Raw genomic sequence first — 26,308 nt, 5'->3', positions numbered from 1 at the left:
TTAAGCCAAACGCCGAAAAACAGTTTGAGACAAGGCAAGACTTAACGCCATGCAAAGGCTGGCAATCGCCACTAGGCCAGGGATACGCCAGCCTCGAAAGGTGAAAGTCGTTACGGCCCATTCGCGGTAGTCGACAAAGCGATCGGTTTCAAATTCGGTTCGCTCAAGCTCGTCGATTTCTGCATAGATCTGCTTCAGTGAGTCGGTGTCGGTCGCTCGGAAATACTTTCCACCAGTGAGGTTGGCGATGGATGTGAGTGTTTCTTCATCGATGTTGACCTCGATGTAATCGACCATGATCTCGCCTAAACGATTTCGTCGGACCGGAAACGGGGCTCGGCCTTTGGTTCCAACGCCGATCGTGTAAACCTTAATGCCAAGTGTTTTGGCCAGTTCCGCAGCGGCTTCGGGATCGAGTTCGCCCGCAGTATTTTCACCATCGGTAAGCAGGATGATGACTTTGCTTTTCACTTCAGCGTCCGTCTTTGACTTCAGCGAATTGAGCTTTTCGGTTGCCAATGCTAACGCATCGCCAATCGCCGTTCCGTCCTCGCTCTGATGGGCGATTTGGGTTCGGTTAAGTGACTTGACCAGAAACGAGTGATCCAAAGTGGGTGGTGTAATGGCGTCGGCGTAACCGGCGAACGCGACCAATCCAATACGATCGCTAGTCCTGCCACTCATGGTTTCGTCGTCTTCGTCGCCTAGCACAAACTCACTGGCAACCTTCTTGACTGCGGTCAGGCGATCAACCCGACTACCTTCGACCATGAAGTCAAGCGCCATCATGCTACCGCTGCGATCGACTACTAATTCCATGGCGATGCCCTCGGAACTGTAAACCGTTCGTTCTTTGCCTTGCCGCGGACGAGCAAGTGAAATGATCAGTAGCGTCATCGCGATCAACGACAAAGCGGTCGGCAACCAGGCCAAACGCTGGCGAAGCGTTCGAGGGAATTCAACGCCTTCAACAACCGACGAGTACTCGATCGCGGCGACTCGAGTGCGCTTACGTAACCAAATCAGCAGCGGAATTAAAAGAAGAAGCAACAGATACCAAGGGTGAAGGAACAAGCTCATTTAGCGTGCACCTCACGTTGAGAGGTCGCGACCTGATCCGAAACAACGTCTGATCGTTGCGATTTGCTGATACTATATCGCACCACGTGTCGAGCATGATTGAAAGTCTGGCCACGATTGGTCGACGATTCTGGTTTCAATCCGCCATACTTGTACGCAGTGTCCTGGTCTAGAACGTCGCGGAGCGCAAGCATCGCGGAATCGTCCCAACCTCGTTGCCGCAGCAGCGGTAGCAGTTCGTTACTCACCTTGCTTGCCGCTTCGATCCCGCAGACTTGCGAGATCCAGTTGATCATCCAACGAGAGAGTTGATCGATCGCAGTCGCGTAGTCGGTGTTGCCGGATTGAACAGAACTTTCCAAGGCGTCAATCTCGGAAATCAATCGGGTTGCTTGACGTGCAGTGCTTAATCGCTTTCGCCTTCGCCAAAACGCCGCGGCTAAGACCAGTGCTAGAAAGATGGCCGCAGGTAGCCACCAAGTCGAAGTTTCTTCAATGGACGTGGATGCAGCGGGTTTCAGGTCACGTAATTCCGAAGGCTGATGGCCTTCGGGTAAGATGCTCTTAACCGAAAAGTCGAGCGAAGGTGACATCAGCGAATCGGTAGCGTTCTGGTTCGCGATGGACTCTACATTGAACGGAATGTTGCCAATCGTATGTTGCCCGGTACGAAATGCTTGCACTTGAAACCGGAACTCTGTCTCGGGTGAAGTTTCGCTACCGCTGCGAAAAACAGAGCGGTCTAAGATCTCTAGGTTCGGAAATGAAACCTCGTCATCAAACGCTTCGTCGATAGTAACGAAGGTACCCGATCGAGTGACGGTGCGAACGACGACGTCAAATGGCTCTAGGATTTGAATCTCGCCGCGTTCAAGCGAGATTGTGACTTCGGCAAGTTCGGACGACTCGGTCACGGTTTGCATAGGAGCAGACGTCGTGGGTTGAGCGGCCGCGATGTCTGCGGAGGTCGTGCCGGGAAGAACCCACATCAATAACACGATCACCAAACATCGGTGGGGATAGAGGTGAGTATTCATGCCTTGGCTTGACGTCGATCAAAGTAGCGTGTCAGCGGCTCGATCATGTCGCCGCCTGTCTCAAGCCGAATGGGTTCGAGACGCAATCGGGATAGCATCTGGTCGGTACGTTTTTGCTTGTCAATCATCATCGCGTGGAATCTTGCCCGGCATTGTCGGCTCGTTGTGTCCACTTCAACAATCTGACCCGTTTCTGGACTGCGAAGAGCCACCAAGCCCATCGCGGGAAGTTCACTTTCCCGTTTGTCTCGAACAAGGACGGGGATGATGTCGTGCTTTCGTCGCATCACCTTCAATGCTTGTTCGTACCCCTGGTCTTGAAAGTCACTGATTAAGAAGACAACACGTCGTCGACGACTCGTGCGACCAAGATGTTCAAGCGCTGCGGTAATGTCGGTGCGAGTCCCTACCGGATCGGTGTAGAGCAGTTCGCGTATGATCCGAAGAACGTGACGGGAACCCTGCCTCGGAGGCAACGACTGTTCGATCATGTCCGAGAACATGGTCAGTCCGACCTTGTCATTGTTCTTGATGGCGCTGAAGGCGAGAGTAGCCGCTAACTCCGTCACCAGTTGTCGTTTGGTTTGATGGACGCTGCCAAAATCTTGCGAACGGCTGATGTCAACGAGTAGGACGACTGACATTTCGCGTTCTTCACGAAACAGTTTGATGAACGGTTCACCGGCCCGAGCGGTCACGTTCCAGTCAATCGAGCGAACGTCGTCACCCACTTGATAAGGACGCACTTCTTCGAATTCCATTCCGCGGCCTTTGAACGCGGAATGCCAACGACCGACAAGCAAGTCGTCAACGATATGAGACGACTTGATTTGGATTCGACGAATGTTGCGAATGACATCGGCGGGGATCATGGGATTCGCACGCCATCGAGGATCGTTTGTACGATCATTTCCGATGTCATTTCTTCAGCTTCGGCTTCGTAGGTAACCGTAATCCGATGTCGCAACACATCCATCGCGATGGCTTTGACGTCTTGTGGGGTGACAAAGCTACGCCCGTCAAGGAAGGCTTCAACTTTAGCGGATAGGGTCAGGTTGATGGTGGCTCGGGGTGAGGCACCAAACTGAATAAAACCTTCCAATTGCAAGCCGTAAGCTACCGGTTTCCGCGAAGCCATTACCAAGTCAACGATGTATTCTTCGATTGCGGCGCTGACGTGAATTCGGTCGACGTATTTTCTTGCCGAAAGAATTTCCTCGGGGGACGTGACTGCGTTAAGTGCGATCGTTTTATCGGTCTTTGACATTCGCCTCAGAATTAACAGCTCTTCATCGCGATTGGGGTAATCAACGACGACCTTCATCAAGAAGCGATCCATTTGAGCTTCCGGTAACGGATAGGTCCCTTCCTGTTCAACTGGGTTCTGCGTCGCCATCACTAAGAAAGGCTCGGCGAGTGGGAATGTCTCGCTACCGATCGTGACTTGGCGTTCCTGCATCGCTTCAAGCAATGCACTTTGCACCTTGGCCGGAGCACGATTGATTTCGTCGGCCAGAATCAGGTTTGAAAAGATAGGACCTTTCTGGACGACAAAGGCTTGATCCTGGGGGCGATAGACTTGAGTTCCGATGAGGTCGGCGGGCAACAAGTCAGGCGTGAACTGCAATCGCTGGAAGTCGGTTTGCACTGCCTTGGCAAGCGATGAAACAGCCGTTGTTTTTGCAAGCCCCGGCACGCCTTCGATCAATAGGTGACCACCAGCCAGTAATGCCGTTAGCATGCGGCGTATCAGGATCTCTTGGCCGACAACGACTTTGCCAACCTCGGCGACGATACGCCGAAACGGCTCGCTCGCCACTCGTATCTCTTCGCTGGAAAGTTGAGGGTGCTCAGCTTGTGAGGTCAGATCAGACATGAAGCGTCAAAGTAACATGGGAAGCGAAATTGGTTTCGCTACAGGTTACTGCAAAGACGCGTTTTTGGCATCGGGAGACACCCCGTGCAGAAGGATCCGGCCGCGACCGATTTCAATCGCGGCGCAGCGGTGAATGTCTTTAAACTCAAGGAAGCAGGCACAAGCTTCGACGCGAAATCGCCATGCGTGAGCCAAGACTCGCCTTCGCGGGCGGATTCTAAGACGCGTCGTCCGATAAGCCGAGTTTAGCGAACCAACGGCGAGACGTTGCGCCACCGGTTTCCTCGTCTTGCTTTTCGTTACGGCGAAGTTGAGCGAGTTGATCCTGCAATTCTTCGTTCATTCGCGAAACTTCTTGGCGTTCACGCGAAAGTTTCGCTCGTTCGAGCGATGCTTCGATCTCACAGGCTCGGAACTTCTCTTCCCACTGGTCTTGCAGCATTTGCAACCGTTCTCGTTCCTGCATGACCAATTCATCCGAGTCCACCATTTGCGCGATGGCGGCGGCGCCGATCGCGACACCGCTGTCACGAGTTTCCGATTGGTTTTGCAGGAGCGCCTTCAGTTCGCCAATCTCATCGTTTCTCGCGGCCAGTTCTCGTTCAGATTGTTCCAGTTGGTCGATCAAGTCGGAAATAAGTTCTTCAGCGGTTTTTGGTTCCGCTTCTTCGGCGCCGTCGGTCCCGCCGCTAAGCGACTCGACGAATCGTTCCGCATCGAACGTGTCTTCTTCCATCTGGCGCAGGATTAACTGCTTTCGTTCTTCCCACGACAACGCATCGACGCTGCCGGACTGGTTGGTCGCGACGGCTTGGTTGACATGCGTGTGCGCCGCTCGCTTGGCCAAGTCTTCGGATTGCTGTTGCAATTCGCTGATACGTGCGTCACGGGCCTGAAGGTCCGAGACGAGTTTGCCTCGTTCGGCAAGAAGATGCTCGTTACGATGTTGAAGTTCAGCGATCTCGTCGTTCGCCGCAGCAATTTCCGCAAGCAAGTCTTCGTTGGATTCGCTCGCAAACGGGGGCACGCTTGAGCGAGATTCCAGGCTTGCTACTTGCTCGAGCAATCGTTCAATCAATCGAGTGTTATTGCCAATCGCGTCTATGACTGACGTGGATTCAGGTGACGCAGCATCGGCTTGCAGAGGCTCAGCTTGCAAAGTCTCAGCTTGTGTGGCCTCCACTTGCTCAGGCTCCACTTGCGCTGGCTCCACTTGCGCTGGCTCGGCTTGTGCGGTGTGAAGTGGTGTCGCCTCCGACGGCGCAGCCTCGGATGGCGCAGGCAACTCGGAAGCAACCGTTTGTGCAACGCTTGGCTTTTTTTTCGACGCAGCAGCGTTGTTTCGATTTTTTGGTCGAGACTTACGCGCCATGAGGGTACCAGTGAAGACAAAAAGAGGTGAAAGACGTTAGGATCACTACAACAGTCACAGCCTGACCGAAACGAATCCCAAGCGGATGTCGCGGTAAAGCGGTAGCGTGTGGCTATAGGGAATACCTAGGTTACATTCGGCCAGGTGTCAAAAAGAAACAGGTGTCGAGAGAAACGATGGCGAAGAAGAAGGCAGCACGCTCCGCATCCCATGCCGGTGGCAACGGCGAGGGCGATTCGTTAGATGCATCGATGACTTATGAAGTCGCGGTTGCGGAAGTTGAAGCGATCGTTCGAAAGCTCGAATCGGGCGAACTTGACTTGACGGACTCCCTATCGCAATACGAGTTGGGCGTTCGGCGTCTGAAGGAATGCCACAAGATTTTGGCGAAAGCGGAGCAGAAAGTTACTTTGTTGTCGGGTTTTGACGTTGATGGCAACCCTATCACCGAGCCGATGCCGGAAACTGAATTTCGATCCGCCGCTGGCAAGCCGACTGCGTCGAAGTCGAAATCAACGTCCAAACGCACCCCACGTGTCGCTGATGGTGACGATGATGCCCTTGATGGAGATAGCGTGGACGGCGAGGCTGGGCTTTTTTAAACTGGTGGAGTGACGTCCACGTAACCCTGCTCGGCAGTTCGTCATTCAGCCTGCTTTCCGCGAACCCGCTCCATCGTGCCTATCTCTTCCGCTTCTACTGACGCCTATCGTGGCGTCGACGATCTAAGGCCTGCTGTTGAGGCCGGCTTGATCGCTGCGTGCAACTTTGGCGATGGGTGTCCGACCAGACTCGCTGATGCGATGCGTTACGCTGTTCTGGCGCCCGGCAAACGATTGAGACCGTTGTTGGTCTTGATGGCAGCGGAAGCGTGCGGCGGAATGCTGGGCAATCTGACGGATTCAGCGATCGCCGAGGTCATGCCAGGCGCCGTCGCGGTGGAAATGATCCACGCGTACTCGTTGATTCACGACGATTTGCCGGCAATGGACGACGATGACCTGCGTCGAGGTCGGCCTACCGTGCACATCGAATTTGACGAAGCGATCGCGATTCTTGCCGGTGATGCGTTGCAGGCCGAGGCGTTCGCGCAAATTGCCAATCACGTTCGCGATCCCCAGCGAGCGATCGAAGCGACACGAATTCTCGCTAAAGCGGCGGGCGCGGCCCACCTTGTTGGCGGTCAAGCTGATGATTTGATGGCCGAAACCGACCCAATGGGTGTCAAAGGCCGTACAGTACTGGGATCATCACCCGAAGGTGGGGAATCCAGTGCTGCATTGCTGGCCTCCTTGCAGTCGATTCACCGCCGCAAAACCGGGGCGTTGTTTTCGGCCTCATTGGATTTGGGAGCCGTATTATCCGGTGCCAGCGAGGAAGCTCGGGCTTCGCTGGGCCGATATGCCGAACATTTGGGACTTGCTTTTCAGGTCACTGACGACAACTTGGATTACACGGCCGACACTGACACGTTGGGCAAACGAGCAGGCAAAGACGCCGATCGAGGAAAATTGACATACCCAGGATTACTAGGCATTGAGGCCTCTCGAGAGAAAGCACGCGAATTGATCGAAGCATCAAAACGCGAAGCTTTGTTTTTCGCGGACTCCGCCGAGCGGTTACTGTGGTTGGCGGACTACGTATTGGAGCGAACAAATTGAATAACCGATCTCACAGTAAAAGCGGAACTGATCCCGGTCAGTCAAAATCCGCAACCCAAGACGATCAAGGTCATCATCCCCTTGGTCAGCACCCGTTGTTGGCTGGATTGACCGATGCAATGCCGCTGCGGGATATGACGCCCGACCAATTGCAGATGGTGGCTTCGGAAATTCGCGATGTGCTCTGCAACTTGTTGGCGACGCGAACGGCCCACTTCGCGTCCAATCTTGGTGTCGTGGAGCTCTGTTTGGCCCTGCACTGCGAGTTTGATTTTCGCAGCGACCGATTGATCTGGGACACCGGCCACCAAATTTATCCTCACAAGTTGGTCACGGGGCGTTATCACGATTTCGCTTCTATTCGCACCCAGGGTGGATTGATGGGGTATCCCAATCCGCACGAAAGCGAATACGACCTGTTCATGACCGGCCATGCGGGATGCAGCGTTTCCACTGCGGTGGGTCTTCGCAGCGGCGACAAGTTGCGCGGTGAGCCGAATCGAAAGTCTGTGGCCGTGATTGGTGACGGTGCATTCCCAAGCGGCATCGTGTTTGAAGCACTCAACAATGCTGGCGAACTTGGCGACGATCTGACGATCGTGCTTAACGACAACAAAATGTCGATTTGTCATCGGGTAGGTTCGGTTGCCCAGTATCTAGATCGACTTCGGGGCACACCGTTGTATTCGGGCCTCAAGAGCGAAGTCGTGAAGCTGCTCGATCGAGTTCCCATGTTTGGCGATCCCGCCGAACGATTGCTCGCACAGATGAAGGAAGGCGTCAAAGCTGGATTGCTTGGTGGGATGTTGTTCGAAGAATTGGGGATCCGCTATGTCGGCCCCATCGACGGGCACGATACGACTTTGCTTCGCAAGTACCTTGCGATGGCTCGAGAAACGTCGGGACCGGTCTTATTGCACGTTGTTACCGAAAAGGGACACGGCTACAAGCCTGCGGCCGAAGACCCTGTTTATTTCCACACCCCGCCGGCTTTCCAAGAGAAGTCGGGTGAGGTCATCACCTTAAAGAGCGACGGCAATCCAGCGTACACGTTTCACGCTCGTGAAGCGATTCGCAAACAAATGGCAGCCGACGAAAGAGTCACTGTCATCACTGCGGCGATGTGCCAGGGCAACAAGCTTGAACCCGTTCGGGAACAATTTCCCGATCGCTTCTTTGATGTTGGCATTTGCGAATCACACGCGGTTGCCTTCGCGGCGGGTCAGTGTAAAACCGGGCTTCGACCAATCGTCGATATCTACAGCACCTTCTTGCAACGAAGTTACGATCAAATCTTCCAAGAGGTCGCACTGCAAGATTTACCAGTTGTGTTCCTGCTCGATCGTGCTGGATTAACCGGACCCGATGGGCCAACGCACCATGGACTCTTTGATATCGGATACATGCGTGTGTTTCCGAACATGATCTGCATGGCACCGGGCTATGCCGGCGAGGTTTCAATGATGCTTGATGCAGCGTTGCAATTCGAGCATGCTTCAAGCATTCGTTACCCGAAGGCGTCCGCACTTGAACTTGATCGCGCTCCGTCCCCCATCGAGCTTGGTAAGAGCGAAGTGGTCCGCGAGGGAACCGATGGAACGATCGTGGCCTTTGGTGCATTGCTTGATCAGGCGCTCGAAGCGGCCGAGCAGCTTGCCGGCGAACTCGACATCGAAGTCATTAATGCTCGGTTTGTTAAGCCAATCGACCACGAGATGGTTCGCCGCGTGATCGAAGCAGATAAGTTTGTGGTCACGGTCGAAGAAGGTGCAAAGATGGGTGGGTTTGGTTCCGCCTTTATCGAATCGGCCGTGGAGCAACGTTTGGATACGCGTGGCGTGACTGTGCTTGCCATACCCGATGAGTTCATTGAGCACGGTGATCGAAACGATCTGTTGCATGCCAGTTCACTTAGCTCGGCGGCGATCGCTGAAGTCTGTCGCGACCAATCTTGCGCCAGTGTTGCGATTCAGAACTAGTCAGTTCCGATGGCCTGTGTGCTTCATTTCGTCAAAAGGAAGCCACCAGGCCAACCTGCTTTTCTCGGTGATGTACTTCATCAGCTATAGTGATGCTCGCTTCATCACTTGCTCTAACTGTGTGCCCGCGCATGCCCGACTCTCAATCACAACGTCCTCAACCGCTTTGGGGGACTGACCCCAGCGTTCGACCTCGGGTTGTCATACTCGGCGTGCCCGACCGTGAACGAGTTCGCGCGGAACTGAAAAGGTTGCGTCCGGCAATCGCCGAGCGCGCGGACATTGTCGCTGAGGACTTGGAATTTAAATACGATTTTTCGACTGGCGAGGCGGACCTGGTCATCGTGCTCGGTGGCGATGGTTCGATTCTGCAGTCGGCTCGGCAAATGGGGAATCACCAGATTCCGGTCTTGGGAGTCAATTGCGGGCGACTCGGTTTCCTGGCGGCGCTTTCGCCCGACGATTTTCTCGACGCCTGGCCGCGAGTGTGCGACGGTGAGTTTACGATTGTCGATCACTTGATGCTCGATACAACCTTGATCCGTCGTGGAGAAGTTCACGCGAAGCAATTGGCGCTCAACGAAGTGGCCGTGTTGGGCGGGCCGCCTTACCGCATCCTGGAAATGGATCTGTACGCCGACGGGCATCTCGCGACTCGCTATCGTTGCGATGGATTGATCATTGCAACGCCAGTGGGCTCGACCGCACACAACTTGTCCGCGGGTGGCCCTATTCTACGTCGGACTTTGCAAGCGATTGTGATCTCGCCCATTAGCCCACACACACTTACGTACCGCCCTTTGGTGGACTCAGCAGACTCCATATTTGAACTGCGAGTTACCGAGCCTAATGACTCGACTGGGCTTGTGATTGACGGTCGGATTCTCAGCGAAATTTTGCCAGAAGACCGAATTCGTATCGAGCGAGCGGATACCACCTTTCAAATGTTGTCGGTCGCAGGCCAAAATGATTATCGTGCGCTGCGTGAAAAACTTGGTTGGGGCGGTAGCGTCCCGGTCAAACGAAGCTCGCTTTAAACTGACTCGTATCCCTTTTAGTTTTTTGGAACTTACGACGTGATTATCGTCGCGGCACTTTACCGCTTTGTCTCGCTACCCGATTTTCGAGATCGACAACAACCGATCCTGGATCAATTGAACCGTTGGTCGGTCAAAGGGACGCTGCTTATTGCGCCTGAGGGCATCAACGGTACGATTGCTGGATCGCGGGAAGGAATCGACGCGGTGCTTCAATACCTTCGGTCGGATGAGAAGTTCGCGGCCTTAGACGTCAAAGAGTCTCAGTGCGATGAGATGCCATTTCGGCGTTCGCGAGTGCGGTTGAAGAAAGAGATCGTTACGCTCGGCGTTGAAGGAATCGATCCCAACGATACCGTGGGCACATATGTCGATCCACAAGACTGGAATGATTTGATTAGTGATCCCGACGTGACATTAATCGACACTCGCAACGACTACGAAGTTGCGATCGGTACCTTCGAAGGCGCGACCAGTCCCAATACACATAGCTTCCGCGAATTTCCCGAGTTTGTTGATCAGAATCTCGATCCGAAAAAGAACCCGAAGGTCGCAATGTTTTGCACGGGGGGAATTCGTTGTGAAAAGTCGACGGCGCTGCTTAAACAGCGAGGCTTCAAGGAGGTCTACCATCTTCGCGGTGGCATCCTCAAGTATCTTGAAACGGTTCCCGAAGAAGAATCGAAATGGGACGGGGAATGCTTTGTCTTTGACGGACGTGTTGCTGTTGGTCATGGTCTTGGCGAATCAGATCACGTCATGTGCTTTGGATGTGGGTGGCCAGTTTCGGTTGAGGAACAGCAGAGTTCAGATTTTGTTCCCGGCGTGCAGTGTCCCCACTGTGCCGGTGATTTGACTGAAGAGCAAAAGGCTCGTTTCGCCGAACGGCAGCGTCAACTCGAGCAAGCTAAACGCTCGGGTTAAGTCGGACGAGCAAGTTCGCGGATTAGCCGCCGGCTTGGCGTCCAACATTTTCATATGGAAACCGTATCGAAGTTCCTTCGATACGGTTTCGCAGTTCGCTAGTGGTAAAGACACTAGGTCGCTTTGGGATATGAACCCAGAATGGTCAGCCGCTGAGCACGTGCCCGAAGCTTGTCGACGGCCGCCATCACGGCTGGCTCATTGCGGTGACCGGTAAGCTCGATGAAAAACAGGTACTCGTTGATCGTTCCAATCGCCGGGAACGATTCGATCCAAGTCAGGTTCAGTTCGGCGTCTTTGAAGATCGTCATGGCATCGGCAAGTGCGCCGGGTTCGTGATTGACTTGAAACAAGATGGCTGTCTTGTCGTTGCCGGTCGGTTCCGGACGTTCTTTGCCAAGGACCGCGAAGCGAGTGACATTGTCTGGGTTGTCTTCGATTCGTGCATCAATGACATCGAGTCCGTATTGGCGACCCGCTTCCATGCTGGCAACGGCGGCGACGCCCGGGGTGTTCGCGGCTGCTTTTGCCGCCGCTGCGGTGCTACTGACTTCGACTAGCTTCGCATCGGGCAAATTGCTGGCCAACCACGTTCGACACTGCGAAAGCGCCTGAGGTTTGCTTCGCACCTCGGTGATCTGATCGCGGGCGGTCCGTGAAAGTAACGTATGGTGAATCGGCAGTAGGACCTCGCCACAGATCGTCATGTCGCAGCGAACGAACATTCCGAGCGTATCGACCACGCGCCCGTCAGTGCTGTTTTCAATCGGCACGACGCCGGTGGCAACATCGCCTCGCGAGACCGCTTCGAATACCGATGGGATCGAAGCGACTGGAGTCATCGCGGTCCCGTCGCCAAAATACTTGATGGTGGCCAAATGCGAATAACTGTGTTGAGGACCCAGGTAGGCCACTCGCAATTCGTGAAGCGAGCTGAGACAGACGCTCGAAAGGTGCTTCAGCAGTTCGATTCGCTGAGCTGCCGTTAATGAGCTTGGTCCGCGGGGGGCCGTTGCGACCACGTTCTCAATTTGCAACGCCGACTTCGAAACTTGTTCGACGAGTCCCCCAGATTGTGATACCTCCCGAACAAGTTGGTGCCGCTGATCAAATAGCGCGAGCAGGTCTGTATCGAGGGCGTCAATTTTCGCGAGCAAGTCTCGGGCATCCGTAGCGGGCTGTCCGTTAGAACGAGGCTCATCGGGAAGGCCATTAGCGGACGAAGGTTGCGTCATGAGTGGGCAGCCACGGTTGGTGTGCAGCGGGATAGGACTCGGTGAGTCAAAAGTCTGTCAAAATGACACCCTCGAATCGAGCGGTATTCGGAGCAGAAAGACGGGCCTGTCAAAAAAGATTTAGCCGTCGCGGCTCCGGTTCACCAATCACAGCAAAAACCAGCGTTTTGAGCAAGGTCCGACCTGTCAGTTTGAGCCTCAATGCCGAGATGAGAGCAAAATGCCTTCAACTGGCACGCCACTTGCCTAATGCTAATCGCGTTGCCGGACTGTGTCGCAATTGAGTCGGTGACAATCAATACAAAACCCGAATCGGGTTGTTGGGGCGAAACGCCGACATCCCTATCAGACTAGTTCAGCGAGCCAATTCATTGGCGAAGGAGAAAGACAGAACCATGGCAGCAGGCGAAAAAATTATCGGTATCGACCTCGGTACGACCAACAGTGTGGTCGCCGTGATGGAAGGCAGCGAGCCCAAGGTCATCCCAAACGCCGAAGGCAATCGCTTGACGCCAAGCGTTGTTGCATTCACCGACAAGAACGAAACGATCGTCGGCGAACCGGCTCGTCGTCAGGCCGTCACGAACCCCAAACGCACCGTGTACTCGGTTAAGCGATTCATGGGACGACGGCATGCCGAAGTCGAATCGGAAGAAAAGATGGTTCCTTATGGTGTCGTCGGTAATGCCGATGAGTACGTCAAGATCGGTGTGGGCGACAACACGTACACCCCTCAGGAAGTTTCCGCCAAGGTACTTCGCAAACTGAAAGAGTCTGCTGAATCTTACTTGGGTCATAAGGTCAACAAGGCGGTTATTACCGTTCCCGCGTACTTCAACGACGCTCAACGTCAAGCAACCAAGGATGCTGGCCAAATTGCCGGTCTGGAAGTCGCTCGAATCATCAACGAGCCAACCGCAGCCGCCTTGGCTTACGGTTTGGACAAGAAGAAGGACGAAAAGATCATCGTCTTTGACTTGGGCGGTGGTACGTTTGACGTTTCGGTATTGGAAGTCGCCGACGCAGGTGACGAGGATCAAGAAAGTCGCGTGTTCCAGGTTGTTAGCACCTCCGGTGACGGACACCTTGGTGGTGACGACTTCGATGAAGCGTTGATCAACTACGTCGCTGACCAGTTCAAGAAGGACAATGCGATTGACCTTCGTAACGATCCGATGGCGCTGCAGCGTTTGCAAGAAGCTTGTGAGAAAGCCAAGAAAGAACTCAGCTCGCTGCCCGAAACGGACATTAACCTTCCATTCATCACGATGGATGCAACGGGTCCGAAGCACCTGACGATGAAGATCAGCCGCAGCAAGTTCGAAGAGTTAATCGACTCGCTCGTCGAACGTTGCCGTGGTCCCGTCATGCAGGCGATGAAGGACTCAGGACTGAAGCCAAGCGAAATCGACGAGATCGTACTCGTTGGTGGTAGCACTCGTGTTCCTAAGGTTCGCGAACTCGTGAAGGCCATTTTCGGTAAGGATCCTCACCAAGGTGTGAATCCAGACGAAGTTGTTGCGATTGGTGCTGCAATCCAGGGAAGCGTGCTCGCCGGTGAGCGAACGGACGTTTTGCTTCTCGACGTGACGCCTTTGACTCTCGGTATCGAAACCGAAGGTGGTGTGATGACTGCCTTAGTCGAACGCAATACGACGATTCCAGTCGAAAAGAAAAACGTTTTCAGTACTGCAGCCGATGGCCAAACGGCCGTAACCGTCCGCGTGTTCCAGGGCGAACGCAAGATGGCGACAAGCAACCGCTTACTCGGTGAATTCAATCTCGAAGGCATTCCTGCGCAACCACGTGGGGTTCCTCAGATCGAGGTAAAGTTCGACATCGACCAAAACGGTATCTTGGCGGTTTCGGCGAAAGAGTTGAAAACCGGCAAGGAAGCGTCTGTCCAGATTAAAGAAGCTGGTGCATTGAGCGAAGACGAAATTGAGCAAATGCGAAAAGACGCCGAAGCGAATGCAGACGACGACCGAAAGCAATTTGAATTGGTCGAAGCGAAGAACAAAGCGAGTCAGCAAGTCTATCAACTCGAGAAGTTGATGAAGGAGAACGAAGACAAGCTCTCTGACGAAGACAAGGCTCCAATGAACGCTGCGATTGAGAAGGTCAACAAAGCTGCCGAGGGTGACGATGCCGCCACGATCAAGACGGCAACTGAAGAACTCGATGCCGCTTCCCAAGCCTTTAGTAAAGTGCTTTACGAGAAGACCGGCGCGGAAGCCGGATCTGGTGAAGCTGCTGCTGCCGGTGGTGCCGCTGCCGCTGCTGCGGATAACGACGATGACGCGATCGACGCTGATTTCGAAGTTAAAAACTAAACGTTGTCGACCACGATAAGTGCGACAAGGCGGGTGCTTCGGTGCCCGCCTTTTTTCGTGGACCGACCCAACGACTGCGTGTCGTGAATGTCGCAATTGCTCACCCAACTGGCACGACGATTGCTTTCTTAGGACGACAAAGGGAGAACACTGCCAAATGGTATTTCGATTCGATAAACTGACAAACAAAGCTCAAGCACTGGTCGCCGACGCACAGGCACACGCGGCCTCGGCGGGCAATCCGGAAATCACTCCGTTGCAATTGCTGGGGTCCATGCTGAAGGAGTCCGGCGGTATTACATTGCCGCTGCTCGACAAACTGAAGGTAGACACCGCGAAATTGACTGAAATGGTCGATAGCGAAATATCGCGTCTGCCCTCGGTCTCTGGCGGACGTCAACCGGGGATATCACCGGAGTTGCAAAAGACGTTCGATGCTGCTGCGGAATCGGCTCAATCACTGAAAGACGAGTTCGTTGCCACAGAGCATTTGCTGCTAGGAATCGCGAAGGCGGATTCGAAGGCAAAGAGCCTGTTGAAGCTGATGGGCGTGGAAGCCAATGATGTGCTGAAGGCGATGAGCGAAGTGCGCGGATCAGCGCGCGTTACCGATCAAAATGCCGAGGACACCTACCAGGCGTTAGAAAAATACGGAATTAATCTGACCGCGTTGGCAGCTTCGGGCAAGCTGGACCCCGTGATCGGGCGTGACAACGAAATCCGCCGCGTGGTACAGGTGTTATCGCGAAGGACGAAGAATAATCCTGTTCTGATTGGTCAGCCCGGCGTCGGAAAGACAGCGATCGCCGAAGGACTTGCGCTGCGGATCTTTGAAGGCGATATCCCTCAGAGCTTGAAGGACAAACGCGTCATTTCGCTCGACATGGGGGCTCTCGTCGCTGGGGCGAAGTTCCGAGGTGACTTTGAAGAGCGCCTTAAAGCCGTCTTGCGTGAAGTGAAAGATAGTGACGGTCAAGTCATTCTGTTCATTGACGAATTGCACCTCGTTGTTGGGGCTGGCAAAGCGGAAGGCTCTGCCGATGCTGCCAACTTGCTGAAGCCCGAACTTGCGCGGGGCGCGTTGAGGTGCATTGGAGCGACAACGCTTGATGAGTACCGGCAACACATCGAAAAAGACGCGGCTTTGGAGCGACGTTTTCAGCCCGTATTCGTCGGCGAACCAACCGTGGATGACACCGTTGCAATTCTAAGAGGGTTGAAGTCACGCTATGAGTCTCACCATGGTGTGCGGATCACGGACAGCGCGCTCGTTGCTGCTGCTAACCTGTCAAATCGTTATATCGCTGACCGGTTCCTACCGGACAAGGCCATCGACCTGATCGACGAGGCCGCGAGCCGCTTGGCGATGGAAAAGGAAAGTGTGCCCGAGCCGATTGACCGAATCCAACGTCGATTACGTCAGTTGGAATTGGCGCATCGGCAGTTGGTTGATGAAACCGAAGCCTCGGCTGTCTCCAAGCGAGATGAAGTCGAGCAGGAAATGGAAACGCTCAACCGCGAATTGGCTGACCTGCGCGAGCAGTGGGAAGCCGAAAAGATGGGGCTCGATGACGTTCAGGCGATTCGGCAAGAGATTGAAACCTTGGCTCATCGCTTCGTCAAACTCGACACCGAAGCAAAGCAGCGACAACTGCGAGGCGAAAGTCCCGAAGAACTGTACCGCGAAATGATGCAGGTGCAGTCAAAGCAAAGCGAGCTCGAAAACCGCTTGGAAGAACTGGAATCGCGGGCTCAAGAAGCTGGCGAGAACGTTGGTGAAGAGAAGCGTCGATTGTTGCGACGTGACGTGACCGAAGATGAAATCGCCGAGGTGGTTAGCGCGTGGACGGGCGTGCCGGTAACGCGGATGCTCGAAACAGAACGTGCGAAGCTACTAGTGATGGAAGAACGCCTGCATCAACGAGTGATCGGCCAAGAGGAAGCGGTTGCGGCGGTTTCCGACGCGGTGCGTCGCAGTCGCAGCGGATTGCAGGATCCTCATCGTCCGATGGGATCGTTCCTGTTCTTGGGACCCACTGGTGTCGGCAAGACGGAATTGTGCAAAGCACTCGCGGAAGTCATGTTCGATGATGAATCGGCAATGGTTCGGATCGACATGAGCGAGTTCATGGAACGCCATAGCGTGTCTCGATTGATTGGTGCACCTCCGGGATACGTTGGATACGAGGAAGGTGGCAAGTTGACCGAAGCCGTTCGACGACGCCCCTACAGCGTTCTGCTACTTGATGAGATGGAGAAAGCTCATCCCGATGTCTTCAATATCTTGCTTCAGTTGCTTGATGATGGCCGGCTAACCGATGGTCATGGTCGGACCGTGGACTTCTCGAACACGATGGTGGTGATGACCAGCAATGCCGGCAGTCAGGTGATCCAACAGGTAACCGAAGAAGGTGGGACGCTCGATGATATGCACGCGGCAGTTCAAGAAGCATTGAAGGCTCGGTTCCTGCCTGAGTTTTTAAACCGAATCGACGACATCGTGATTTTTCATCCGCTGCAGCAACAGCAGATACGACGCATTGTTCAGTTGCAGATTGAAGGTCTGAAGAAGCGACTAGTGGCAAGCGGTCTGGACTTAACATTGACGGATGCGGCAGTCGATGAAATCGCATCCGAGGGTTACGATCCGACTTATGGGGCTCGCCCATTGAAGCGTGTCATTCAACGCGAGATCCAGAATCGCTTAGCGACGTCTTTGCTCAAGAACGACTACCCCGAAGGCACCATGATTGAAATTGATTTCCAAGATGGTGAGTTCACGTTTAATCGAGCTAAGGAAACCGTAGACGCAACGTAGTCGACGTAACATGGGCGCTGTGACCAAGTCGACTTGGCTTAGTCGACTTGGCTTAGTCGACTTGGCTTAGTCGTCAGTGTTCACCATCAACGGTGGGCGGCCTTGAATGATTCGGACTTCGATGTCATCGAGGCCTTTTTTGCGTAGCTCGTCTTCGCGATCACTCTCGATGTCGTCGAGCTCTTGATCGCGGAGGTCTTTGGCTCGATCGCGGAACGTATCTTCGTCGTCGGGCGATTCCTTCGGATCTTCGGTGTCGTCGACATCGCCACTATTGTCTACATCCTTGTCGCGATCGCTTTGCTGTTGGCGTTGAATATCGGCTTGGCCTTCGGGCGTATCGCGGTCCACCAACATCGCCGCTTTTGCTCCTGCGGGATCGAACGCACTCCCAACTCTGCCGCGGTCACGGAGGGTTCGTTGCCAAGCACCGCCATATGCGGCGTAGTCTAAGTCTTCGCAATCCGAGCAAATGCGACAGCCAGTCATGGGAGCGATCGCGAGCATCAGTGCGATGAGCAACGAGAGTCGAAGCACTTGCGAGGTGCCGTGGTCATCGCGAGTGGTGTGGCGGTCAGTCATGGCTTCGCTTGGCATTAGTGTCGTGAAACTCGTGCTGGCTGCGGACCGACGTGCGAGACCCGGAGCCTAGGGATTGTATCGGTTGGCGAACTTGGACTCTTGAGGAAAGCTTTTCCGGCAGGCCACGATCTATTCGCGAAAAAAACAACCAAAATTTCGAAATCCTCTCAAGTCAATGTTTCTTTTGCATTTGGAAACCTGGCAAAAGCTGGTTGTTGCCTCATCTTTTCGGATACCGACTTTTCTAGGACACGCTCATGCCAGACCTTCCCCAACTGACATTGATCATGGATGCTTTGTTTTTGCCCGTCGTTGGCATGGCGGCGTTGCTATTTGCAAAGCTGAGCACGGGCAGCCGAGCAAGGAAGGCTGAAAAGAACTTCTACGTGATTTTGGTAGTTGTGACGCTGATTACATTGCGCACGGTGATTTTGTGCGAAGAAGTATGGTTGATTCATACGTTAACTCTGGCCACGATGATCGTCGGTGCCCTATGGGTTCCCGGCCAAGACAGTTTGCTGGCGACTGACGGAGCGACGCCTGCAAGTTATTGATTGCCCGTTTTCCGCCTCGATTGCTTCGTAATTTTCGCTCCATGTCTGATGCCCCGACTTCCCGTTCTTTGAATGATTCGAGTTCAACGAACCACGCTTCGCCCGCCGTCACCGTGATTCCTGGCGGGCCGGTTCACGGGACGATTCGTCCGCCGGGTAGCAAGAGTTTGACGAACCGCGCGCTGATATGCGCTGCGATGGCTGAGGGGGCATCGAAGTTGACGGGCGCCCTCAGCAGCGAAGACACGGAAGTGATGATCGAAGCTTTGCGGGCTATTGGCGTCGAGATCAATGTCACCGATGGTGGTCAGACGCTACTGGTTGATCCCGCAATGCGGGCCCGGTGCGATGACGAGATTGCCGAGCTTTTTATAGCCAATAGTGGCACCAGTATACGATTCCTGACCGCCGCCTTGTCCGCCTTTGGTGGCCGCTACCGTTTAGTGGGAGTGCCTCGCATGCATGCCCGGCCTATCGGCGACCTGGTAAGTGCGATCAGCGAAGTCATTGACGGGACGATCAATGCCGAGTCCACGGGAGGATGCCCGCCGGTGATGATTGAAAGTCACGGTTGGTCTGGCAGTTCAATGTCAGTAGCTGGCAACGTTAGCAGTCAGTTTCTAAGCGGATTGATGATGGCGGCTCCCCTGTCTTTGGGAAGTCAGAATGTTGCACCGATTGAACTACATGTCACCGGAGAGTTGGTTTCACGCCCCTACATTGACATGACAGCCGATGTTATGGAGTCGTTTGGCGGACGTGTCGTGTTAGATGATTTATCGAGCCAGGGCAAAGTCGTTATCGAACGGCGACCCTATCAGGGGACTGATTATTCCATCGAACCCGATGCTTCGGCCGCCAGCTACTTTTGGGCGATAGCGGCGATCACGGGAGGCGAAGTCACAGTCGAAGGCTTGTCACCCAGTGCAATGCAAGGCGATGTCGGATTCGTTGACGTTCTAGAAAAAATGGGTTGTGTCGTGAAACGGCGATCCGATTCGATCACGGTGTTGGGGCAACCGCTTCACGGTGTCGATATTGATATGAACTCGATAAGCGACACGGTTCAAACGCTCGCCGTGGTCGCGTTATTTGCCACTGGGCCCACTCGTGTTCGCGGAGTCGCTCACAATCGGTTCAAAGAAACTGACCGGATTGGCGATCTGGCTTGTGAACTGCGCAAGTTGGGTGCTCTAGTTGAAGAACACAGCGACGGGCTAACGATCACGCCGGCATCGGATTGGCGGTCGCATGCCGGTGCGACATTGGAAACCTATCACGACCACCGAATGGCAATGAGTTTGTCGTTGGCGGGGCTGAAAATGCGGAATGTAAAGATTTTGGATCCAGCGTGTACCTCGAAAACGTACCCCGAATTCTTTCATGATCTTGAGACGCTGATCGGCCGTTCGCACCACTGGGCGGCTTAGTTATTGAATCCCGCAGCGATTTCGACGCATTTTCGAACGACTCGCCTTGACGTCAACTTCGAAGGGGTGGTATTCCCGAAACTCCGTTGGCTAAGTAGAGCCAATAAACCATCCATATCGGAGTTTCGACGTGGTGAACGCTTTGCGGGAATCGTTCACTGGCCTCCCAAAGTGGTCGGAGCGTACATTATCTCTTACGACGGGTTCTGGGTCATTCGTCGCATGAGGTAGCTTCACGCCGAAACTTCAACTGAGCATCAGGGCGTCGCAACATGCGGCGCCCTGGTGCTACGATACAAGATCCCTATGGCTGATCCTGAACGAACCGACTCACCCGAATCTGAAATGCCCCGCTCAGAGAACTTGGCGGCAGTGGGTGCAGAGGGTGCTGGGCCCGAGGCTGATGAGCTAGAGGAATCCAGTTCGGAACAGCCGGACTCGGAAGTAACGGAACCTCAAGGGTCAAAGAGGGAAGCACCCGAGGCCAGAGCTTCCAAGGTGAAGTCGCTCGTTTCAGACCAAGCCGAGGTCAGTCAACCGCGGCCAGCGGTCGCCCAGGAAGATCTTCCCGAGCCCCGAGCTGAAGTAAAAGGTTCCCCGGACGAAGAAGCATCGCTGGGACGCACGGCAGTCGGGCAGGCTGACGCTGACGAAGCTGGCCCTAAAGAGGAAGCTAACGAAGCTGAGGCTGAGGAGACTGAGGCTGAAGACTCAAACGGTGAGGCTTCGCAAGCTGATGAATCCGAATCGCCAAAGACCGCCGTCGAACAGACACCAGATCCGGCAAACGAAGGCTCGACCGCTGAAGAACCGGCCAGTGAAAATCAAGCCAGCAACGACGCAAGCGAGGAGTTAACGGAAGATGATCAAAGTGCGGAACCAGTCAGTGAAGCGTTAGCCGAAGAAGATCAAAGCGAACAGCCGCTGCCGGACGAAGCACCATCCGAAGAAACATCGAATTCCGAACTCGCGGGCGAGCCTAGTTCATCCATCTGGGAAGATCGCCGCCAAAACAATCGCAAACGACGTCGCCAAGCCTTGATCGGCATTCTTGTCGTCGGGCTGATCGCTGCAGTGTGTTGGTCGTTCTTTTCGCATCGCGACGAGTTGTTGTCCGAAAGCGTTCAGATTCTGCCACTGGCTAAATTCGAAAAAGCTTGTATCGAACTGAAGAACGATCCCGAAAAAACAACACTGCACATCAGTGAGTTCAGAGTAAATGATGCGATGGCCCAAAGGCTCAGGGAATATCCGCAAATAGAAACGCTGATACTTGATCGCGGAGTGGTATCCGACGCGTCGATCGCTGCGATTGCGTCACTGCCCAACTTGACCCAGCTTCGTTTGCGATTGTCACCGATCACCGATCAAGGGTTCGAAACGCTTGCTGAGTGTGAATCGCTTCAGGTTCTGAATCTTCCGCATGCATCTTGCACGATCCGAGGCGTGGCTCATCTGCAAAACTTACCGAATCTTCGACAACTTCGACTTGGGTCCGATCGGCTTAACAACGAAGTGACTCGGGTCATTTCCGAGATGAGCAAGTTGCGGATGGTTCACCTGATCGGAATCCCCATCACGGACGAAGGGCTAAAACTAATGGCCGGGATCACACAGCTTGAATCTTTGTACCTCGACGATTCCTCGGTGACTCAAGCGGGTTGGGATTGGGTGTTCAGCCAGAAACCTCATCTGCACGTTCACATCAATCAAGAGCATCACGATCGCGATCCCAACCGCCATTCCCATCATTAGATCGTCTGTTGATGCGGGGACGCGGCAACATTGTGATTTGCCGCCGTGCCCCTAAGCACGAACCATTCACGCAAACGTATAGACACGGCTGCAAGGTATGCGAAGTAGCCGCGCGGGATCAGTTTTGGGTTCTTACCGCCGGCCAGCTTGCGAAGTCGTCGCACGTGGCTCGTGCGAATCCGTCGCGGACAGGATCGCTGGCGTAAAAGTACGCATAGGCTAGCACCGTTGATCCACCTGATTGGTCGTTGATGAGGTGAACGGGAACGAGAACGCGATTGTAAAGATTGGGGGATCCCGGTTGATTGGTTCCTTCGACCTTGTCGAGCGTTTCCAGCACATCGCCGATCGTTGAGTCTGTGAAGCACCACCATTCGCCTAGCACGCGATCGTGACCGGAGGTGATTGCCGGGTAATCCGCCCGATCATGAAGAGCCGCGTATATCCAAGCCGGTTGGACACGGTCAGGCCGACAGGGCCAGCAATGCTCGCGGCATTGGCCTCGCTTAAGCGTTCCATAGACGAAAACGCTCACGGTTGGCCATGGCCCAGCGGCTGTTTCGGATTGGACTCGGTGATTCATTCGTGGTTTGCCAAGTTCCCAAGAAATAGCGTTACGTTATGATGAGGTCCTTAGCCACCGTGGGCGACAGGACGACCGGACTCGAGTTTGTGTCGACGTAGTTCCTTTTTCCGACACCTAATCTGACACGTACAAGACACATTCATGCCTCTTGATCCCGAATTTGCCGCCGCACTCGAGAAGTACCAAATGGAGATCGATGAGTCGGTGGCGGAACGTTTGCAGCAATACGTCCAAGTGATGTGGCGGTGGAATGAGCAGCTCAATCTGACCCGACACACGACCTGGGATTTGTTCGTCAGCCGCGATCTTCGAGATTGTTTGCAGTTGGCTCCGTTGATTCAAGCTGGTGAAGAAGTGTTGGATTTGGGCAGCGGAAACGGAGTGCCAGGCATTCCTCTCGCAATTCTTCGCAGCGACATCGAGGTTTCGCTTGCCGAATCGGTTGCCAAACGGGCTCAGGCACTCAGCGAGATCATCAACGAAATCGGGATTCCGGTCGCGGTTTACGCTGCTCGCGGAGAAGACATTTTGGAAGACTTTCGTTTTTCGAGCGTTGTTTCGCGGGCGGTGGGCAGCATCACAAAATTTTGTCGCTGGGTAGAACCTCACTGGGTGAATATCGACCGTCTGCTTTTGATCAAGGGGCCCAAATGGGTCGACGAACGTGCTGAGGCACGGCATTTGGGCATGCTCGGTAATCTTGACCTTCGTCGCGTCGCTGCCTATCCGCTAGGGGACGATGCGGATTCTGAGGGGGTGATATTGCAGATAATGACCAAGACAATGGCGAATCGTTAGGCGACAAGTCCCTCGAGGGGCCGTGTGTGGTGCTGCGAGCTTATCTCACGCTGTAATGGGCCCGTTTGGGGAGCCGCGACTAGGCATAAAATTCAGTCCGTCTATACTCGGCCATTCGGCTTTGGGTACACCCTTACCCGAGCCCTGATTGTGCTTTTGACGACTGACTTCTTCGCCCTCCCTTGTTGGCCCTATGTCGGACTACAACCTTACCCACCTCAAGCAGCTTGAGGCTGAAAGCATCCACATCTTCCGCGAAGTGGCTGCTGAGTTCCAAAACCCTGTGATGCTGTACAGCATCGGTAAAGACTCGGCGGTGCTGTTGCATCTGGCGCTGAAGGCCTTTGCGCCGGCCAAGCCACCGTTTCCGCTTCTGCATGTCGACACGACATGGAAGTTCAAGGAAATGTACGAGTTCCGCGACAACTATGTGGCCAAAGAACTGGGCTTGGACCTGATCGTCCACATCAACGAAGAGGGCCTGAAGCACGATATCAAGCCCTGGATCGACAGCGAGCGTCACACCGAACTGATGAAAACGGATGCTCTAAAGGCGGCTTTGGACAAGTACGGCTTTGATGCCGCCTTTGGTGGAGCTCGCCGGGACGAGGAAAAGTCCCGTGCGAAGGAGCGGATTTTCAGTTTCCGCGACAAGGCACACCGCTGGGATCCGAAGAACCAACGCCCCGAGTTGTGGAACGTCTTCAACGCTCGGGTCAACAAGGGCGAATCGATTCGGGTGTTCCCGATGAGCAACTGGACTGAATTGGATGTCTGGCAATACATCCACCTCGAACAGATTCCGATCGTCCCGCTGTACCTTTCGACTATGCGAAAGGTGGTTAATCGCAACGGCATTTTGCTGATGCGAAACGACGACCGCATGCCGCTGCTTCCTGGTGAAGTCGAAGAAGAGAAGATGGTTCGCTTCCGCACCCTTGGCTGCTATCCGCTGTCGGGAGCGGTCGAGTCCAACGCGACCGATTTGGTCGACGTGATCCAAGAAATGTTGCTCACCACGACGAGTGAACGTCAGGGGCGGATCATCGACCAAGACGAAGGCGGCGTCGGTATGCAAAAGAAGAAAGAACGCGGCTACTTCTAGTGCTGGACTGATTTACTAGCCCTCGCCGTCTCTTTTTACCCTCTCAAACTTCATCCTTTCCACTGCACCCATGTCTCATCAATCTGACCTGATCGCAACCGACATCAATGCTTATTTGAAGCAGCACGAGAACAAGCAACTGTTGCGATTCATCACCTGCGGTAGCGTTGACGATGGCAAAAGCACATTGATTGGTCGCCTGCTCTACGATTCCAAGCTCGTCTATGAAGATGAACTCGCAAAGGTGCAGAGTGATTCCGCCAAGCATGGTTCTACCGGCGGTAACTTCGACCCTTCGCTCTTCATGGATGGACTCAAGGAAGAACGCGAGCAGGGGATTACGATCGACGTTGCGTATCGCTATTTCAGTACCGCGAAGCGCAAATTCATCATCGCTGATACGCCCGGCCACGAGCAATACACTCGCAACATGGCCACCGGTGCTTCCTCGGCTGACCTAGCGATCTTAATGATCGACGCTCGCCATGGGGTGATGACGCAAACAAAACGTCACTCGTTTATCGTTTCGCTACTTGGCATTCGCCATGTGGTCGTTGCGATCAACAAGATGGACTTGATCGACTTTGACGAGCAAAAGTTCGAAGCGATTTGCGACGATTACCGAACATTTGCAACTCGGCTCGACCTGCCGGATTTGCATTTCATTCCGATCAGCGCCCTCAATGGCGATAACGTTGTTGACCGTAGCAAATCCATGGACTGGTACAGCGGAAGCACGTTGATGAACTTCTTGGAAACCGTTTACATCGGAAGTGACCGGAATCTGCAGGACTTCCGCATGCCGGTTCAGCTCGTGAACCGACCCAACCTCAATTTCCGAGGCTTCTGCGGAACGATCTCATCGGGAATCATCCGCCAGGGTGATGAAGTGATGGTGTTGCCAAGTAAACGTAAGTCGAAGGTCAAAGAAATTGTGACCTATGACGGCAACCTCGAAGAGGCTTACGCACCGCTTTCGATCACTTTGACGCTCGAAGACGAGATTGATGCGTCACGCGGCGACATGTTGGTGCGCCCGGGGAACTTACCGAAGTCGCGCGACCACATTGATGCGATGCTCGTTTGGATGGGCGAAGAGTCCATGGTGCCTGGTAAGACCTATTTGTTTAAGCAAACCACGCAAACGATTCCTGGCACAATCGACACGCTAAATTACAAGGTCGACGTTAACACGTTGCATCGCAGTCCGGCTCCGGACTTGGAACTCAACGCGATTGGACGAGTTAGCATTTCGCTGACCGCACCGATCCACTTTGATGCCTATCGTCGCAACCGATCCACAGGAGCGTTCATCGTGATCGACCGGATCACCAACGCCACCGTCGCCGCGGGCATGATTTTGGACAAGGCCGGTGACGGTGTAGCGAAATCGGTTTGGGACGATGAGGTTGTTGCTGGCGATGCGGACGCAAATGAGACCTCGGCGGTATCCGCAGACGAGCGTGCTGCTCGTTTCGGACAAAAGCCAGTCACGGTACTGTTGACGGGACTCACCGGCAGCGGAAAAACGGCGGTAGCCCACGCTGTCGAGCGGAAGCTCTTTGATGCGGGGCGTGCAGTGGCGATGATTGACGGAGAAGCGGTTCGACGAGGACTCAGTCGCGATCTTGGATTCAGTGCCGAGGATCGCAGCGAGAACATTCGCCGCAGCGGACATCTGGCTCATACGCTTAATGATGCGGGCATGATCTGCATTGCGTCATTTGTCGCACCGTCGGCAGACGTTCGCGGTAAAGTTGCCAAGCTGATTGGCGAAGACAAATTCTTGGTCGTTCACGTCGCCACGCCAATCGAAGTTTGCCGAGAACGAGACACCAAGGGCCAGTACGCTCAGGCTGATGCTGGTGAGCTTCGAAACTTCCCAGGCGTGACTGCTGATTACGAAGCACCGACAAATCCGGACTTGGTCATTGATTCATCGAAGTCGTCGGTTGATCAGTGTGCCGAAGCCGTGATTGAAATGCTCCGCAGTAAGCAAGTTATCCGGTAACAACGTGGACGCCGTTCGGAAGTCGGACGGGCAATCTTAAGGTCGATACGCGCACGCCCTGTCTTGGCAACAACGCCATGATTTTCTGGGCGTAATCGTGCGACGATAGAGGATCGACGAAGGGTATGTTTCCAG

General features: G+C 54.2%; 21 protein-coding genes. 13 read left to right on the top strand and 8 right to left on the bottom strand.

Annotated features, from left to right (window positions below; genetic code table 11):
• The 5 genes from Pla22_RS20370 to Pla22_RS20350 all read right to left on the bottom strand — a co-directional run bounded on the left by Pla22_RS20370 (position 1) and on the right by Pla22_RS20350 (position 5,365).
• On the bottom strand, positions 1-1,080 hold the full coding sequence (locus Pla22_RS20370) for a VWA domain-containing protein (RefSeq protein WP_146516672.1): 1,080 nt from the start codon (positions 1,078-1,080) through the stop codon (positions 1-3).
• Positions 1,077-2,117, bottom strand: coding sequence for a DUF4381 domain-containing protein (locus Pla22_RS20365; protein ID WP_146516671.1), 1,041 nt, complete (start codon positions 2,115-2,117; stop codon positions 1,077-1,079). Before Pla22_RS20365 ends, Pla22_RS20370 begins: the two co-directional genes overlap by 4 nt.
• Positions 2,114-2,989 carry a DUF58 domain-containing protein gene (locus Pla22_RS20360; protein ID WP_146516670.1) on the bottom strand — a complete coding sequence of 292 codons (876 nt, stop codon included), beginning with the start codon at positions 2,987-2,989 and terminating at the stop codon, positions 2,114-2,116. The genes Pla22_RS20365 and Pla22_RS20360 overlap by 4 nt, the downstream gene beginning before the upstream one ends.
• The gene (locus Pla22_RS20355; protein WP_146516669.1) at positions 2,986-3,993 is read right to left on the bottom strand and encodes an AAA family ATPase; all 1,008 of its coding nucleotides are present in this window, start codon (positions 3,991-3,993) and stop codon (positions 2,986-2,988) included. Before Pla22_RS20355 ends, Pla22_RS20360 begins: the two co-directional genes overlap by 4 nt.
• A 217-nt stretch (positions 3,994-4,210) precedes the next feature.
• On the bottom strand, positions 4,211-5,365 hold the full coding sequence (locus Pla22_RS20350; protein WP_146516668.1) for a hypothetical protein: 1,155 nt from the start codon (positions 5,363-5,365) through the stop codon (positions 4,211-4,213).
• A 176-nt stretch (positions 5,366-5,541) separates the two neighbouring features.
• On the opposite strand from Pla22_RS20350, the gene xseB reads away from it, so the two are divergent.
• The 5 genes from xseB (at position 5,542) to trhO (ending at position 10,966) form a co-directional block, all read left to right on the top strand.
• Positions 5,542-5,967 carry an exodeoxyribonuclease VII small subunit gene (gene xseB, locus Pla22_RS20345; RefSeq protein ID WP_146516667.1) on the top strand — a complete coding sequence of 142 codons (426 nt, stop codon included), beginning with the start codon at positions 5,542-5,544 and terminating at the stop codon, positions 5,965-5,967.
• A 75-nt stretch (positions 5,968-6,042) separates the two neighbouring features.
• A complete protein-coding gene (locus Pla22_RS20340; RefSeq protein WP_242632206.1) occupies positions 6,043-7,026 on the top strand; it encodes a polyprenyl synthetase family protein in 984 nt (327 codons plus the stop codon).
• 95 nt (positions 7,027-7,121) lie between these two features.
• A complete protein-coding gene (gene dxs / locus Pla22_RS20335; protein ID WP_261343156.1) occupies positions 7,122-9,005 on the top strand; it encodes a 1-deoxy-D-xylulose-5-phosphate synthase in 1,884 nt (627 codons plus the stop codon).
• 131 nt (positions 9,006-9,136) lie between these two features.
• Positions 9,137-10,042 (top strand): NAD(+)/NADH kinase, encoded by a 906-nt coding sequence (locus tag Pla22_RS20330; RefSeq protein ID WP_146516666.1) that lies wholly within the window; start codon positions 9,137-9,139, stop codon positions 10,040-10,042.
• 39 nt (positions 10,043-10,081) lie between these two features.
• Complete coding sequence (gene trhO / locus Pla22_RS20325) at positions 10,082-10,966, top strand: oxygen-dependent tRNA uridine(34) hydroxylase TrhO (protein WP_242632205.1); 885 nt, start codon at positions 10,082-10,084, stop codon at positions 10,964-10,966.
• A 113-nt stretch (positions 10,967-11,079) separates the two neighbouring features.
• On the opposite strand, the gene pheA is transcribed toward trhO, so the two are convergent.
• Entirely contained in the window at positions 11,080-12,201 is a 1,122-nt protein-coding gene (gene pheA, locus Pla22_RS20320) for a prephenate dehydratase (RefSeq protein ID WP_146516665.1), read from the bottom strand.
• A gap of 395 nt (positions 12,202-12,596) precedes the next feature.
• Between pheA and dnaK the strand changes: the two genes are divergently transcribed.
• Positions 12,597-14,534, top strand: a complete 1,938-nt coding sequence (gene dnaK, locus Pla22_RS20315) for a molecular chaperone DnaK (protein WP_146516664.1) — start codon at positions 12,597-12,599, stop codon at positions 14,532-14,534.
• Between the two features lie 157 nt (positions 14,535-14,691).
• On the top strand, positions 14,692-17,352 hold the full coding sequence (gene clpB, locus Pla22_RS20310; protein WP_146516663.1) for an ATP-dependent chaperone ClpB: 2,661 nt from the start codon (positions 14,692-14,694) through the stop codon (positions 17,350-17,352).
• 66 nt (positions 17,353-17,418) lie between these two features.
• On the opposite strand, the gene Pla22_RS20305 is transcribed toward clpB, so the two are convergent.
• Complete coding sequence (locus Pla22_RS20305; RefSeq protein ID WP_146516662.1) at positions 17,419-17,934, bottom strand: hypothetical protein; 516 nt, start codon at positions 17,932-17,934, stop codon at positions 17,419-17,421.
• Positions 17,935-18,191: 257 nt separating this feature from the next.
• Between Pla22_RS20305 and Pla22_RS20300 the strand changes: the two genes are divergently transcribed.
• The 3 genes from Pla22_RS20300 to Pla22_RS20290 all read left to right on the top strand — a co-directional run bounded on the left by Pla22_RS20300 (position 18,192) and on the right by Pla22_RS20290 (position 21,673).
• Positions 18,192-18,488, top strand: coding sequence for a hypothetical protein (locus tag Pla22_RS20300; RefSeq protein WP_146516661.1), 297 nt, complete (start codon positions 18,192-18,194; stop codon positions 18,486-18,488).
• 68 nt (positions 18,489-18,556) lie between these two features.
• The gene (gene aroA, locus Pla22_RS20295; RefSeq protein ID WP_146517324.1) at positions 18,557-19,918 is read left to right on the top strand and encodes a 3-phosphoshikimate 1-carboxyvinyltransferase; all 1,362 of its coding nucleotides are present in this window, start codon (positions 18,557-18,559) and stop codon (positions 19,916-19,918) included.
• Between the two features lie 306 nt (positions 19,919-20,224).
• Positions 20,225-21,673: a hypothetical protein gene (locus Pla22_RS20290; protein ID WP_146516660.1), complete on the top strand. Its 1,449-nt coding sequence runs from the start codon at positions 20,225-20,227 to the stop codon at positions 21,671-21,673.
• Between the two features lie 118 nt (positions 21,674-21,791).
• Here the strand turns inward: Pla22_RS20290 and Pla22_RS20285 are convergent, their stop codons facing one another.
• Positions 21,792-22,256 carry a gamma-glutamylcyclotransferase family protein gene (locus tag Pla22_RS20285; protein ID WP_146516659.1) on the bottom strand — a complete coding sequence of 155 codons (465 nt, stop codon included), beginning with the start codon at positions 22,254-22,256 and terminating at the stop codon, positions 21,792-21,794.
• Between the two features lie 144 nt (positions 22,257-22,400).
• On the opposite strand from Pla22_RS20285, the gene rsmG reads away from it, so the two are divergent.
• From rsmG to cysN, 3 genes are all read left to right on the top strand, one after another.
• Complete coding sequence (rsmG, locus tag Pla22_RS20280) at positions 22,401-23,057, top strand: 16S rRNA (guanine(527)-N(7))-methyltransferase RsmG (RefSeq protein WP_146516658.1); 657 nt, start codon at positions 22,401-22,403, stop codon at positions 23,055-23,057.
• Between the two features lie 193 nt (positions 23,058-23,250).
• A complete protein-coding gene (gene cysD / locus Pla22_RS20275) occupies positions 23,251-24,162 on the top strand; it encodes a sulfate adenylyltransferase subunit CysD (protein WP_146516657.1) in 912 nt (303 codons plus the stop codon).
• 70 nt (positions 24,163-24,232) lie between these two features.
• Positions 24,233-26,173 carry a sulfate adenylyltransferase subunit CysN gene (gene cysN, locus Pla22_RS20270; RefSeq protein WP_146516656.1) on the top strand — a complete coding sequence of 647 codons (1,941 nt, stop codon included), beginning with the start codon at positions 24,233-24,235 and terminating at the stop codon, positions 26,171-26,173.
• Positions 26,174-26,308: the final 135 nt, after the last annotated feature.

This window comes from Rubripirellula amarantea (genome assembly GCF_007859865.1).
In the GTDB taxonomy this organism is placed as follows: domain Bacteria; phylum Planctomycetota; class Planctomycetia; order Pirellulales; family Pirellulaceae; genus Rubripirellula; species Rubripirellula amarantea.
The sequence above is the reverse complement of the archived record's forward strand: the minus strand, read 5'-3'. Positions and strand labels throughout refer to the sequence as shown.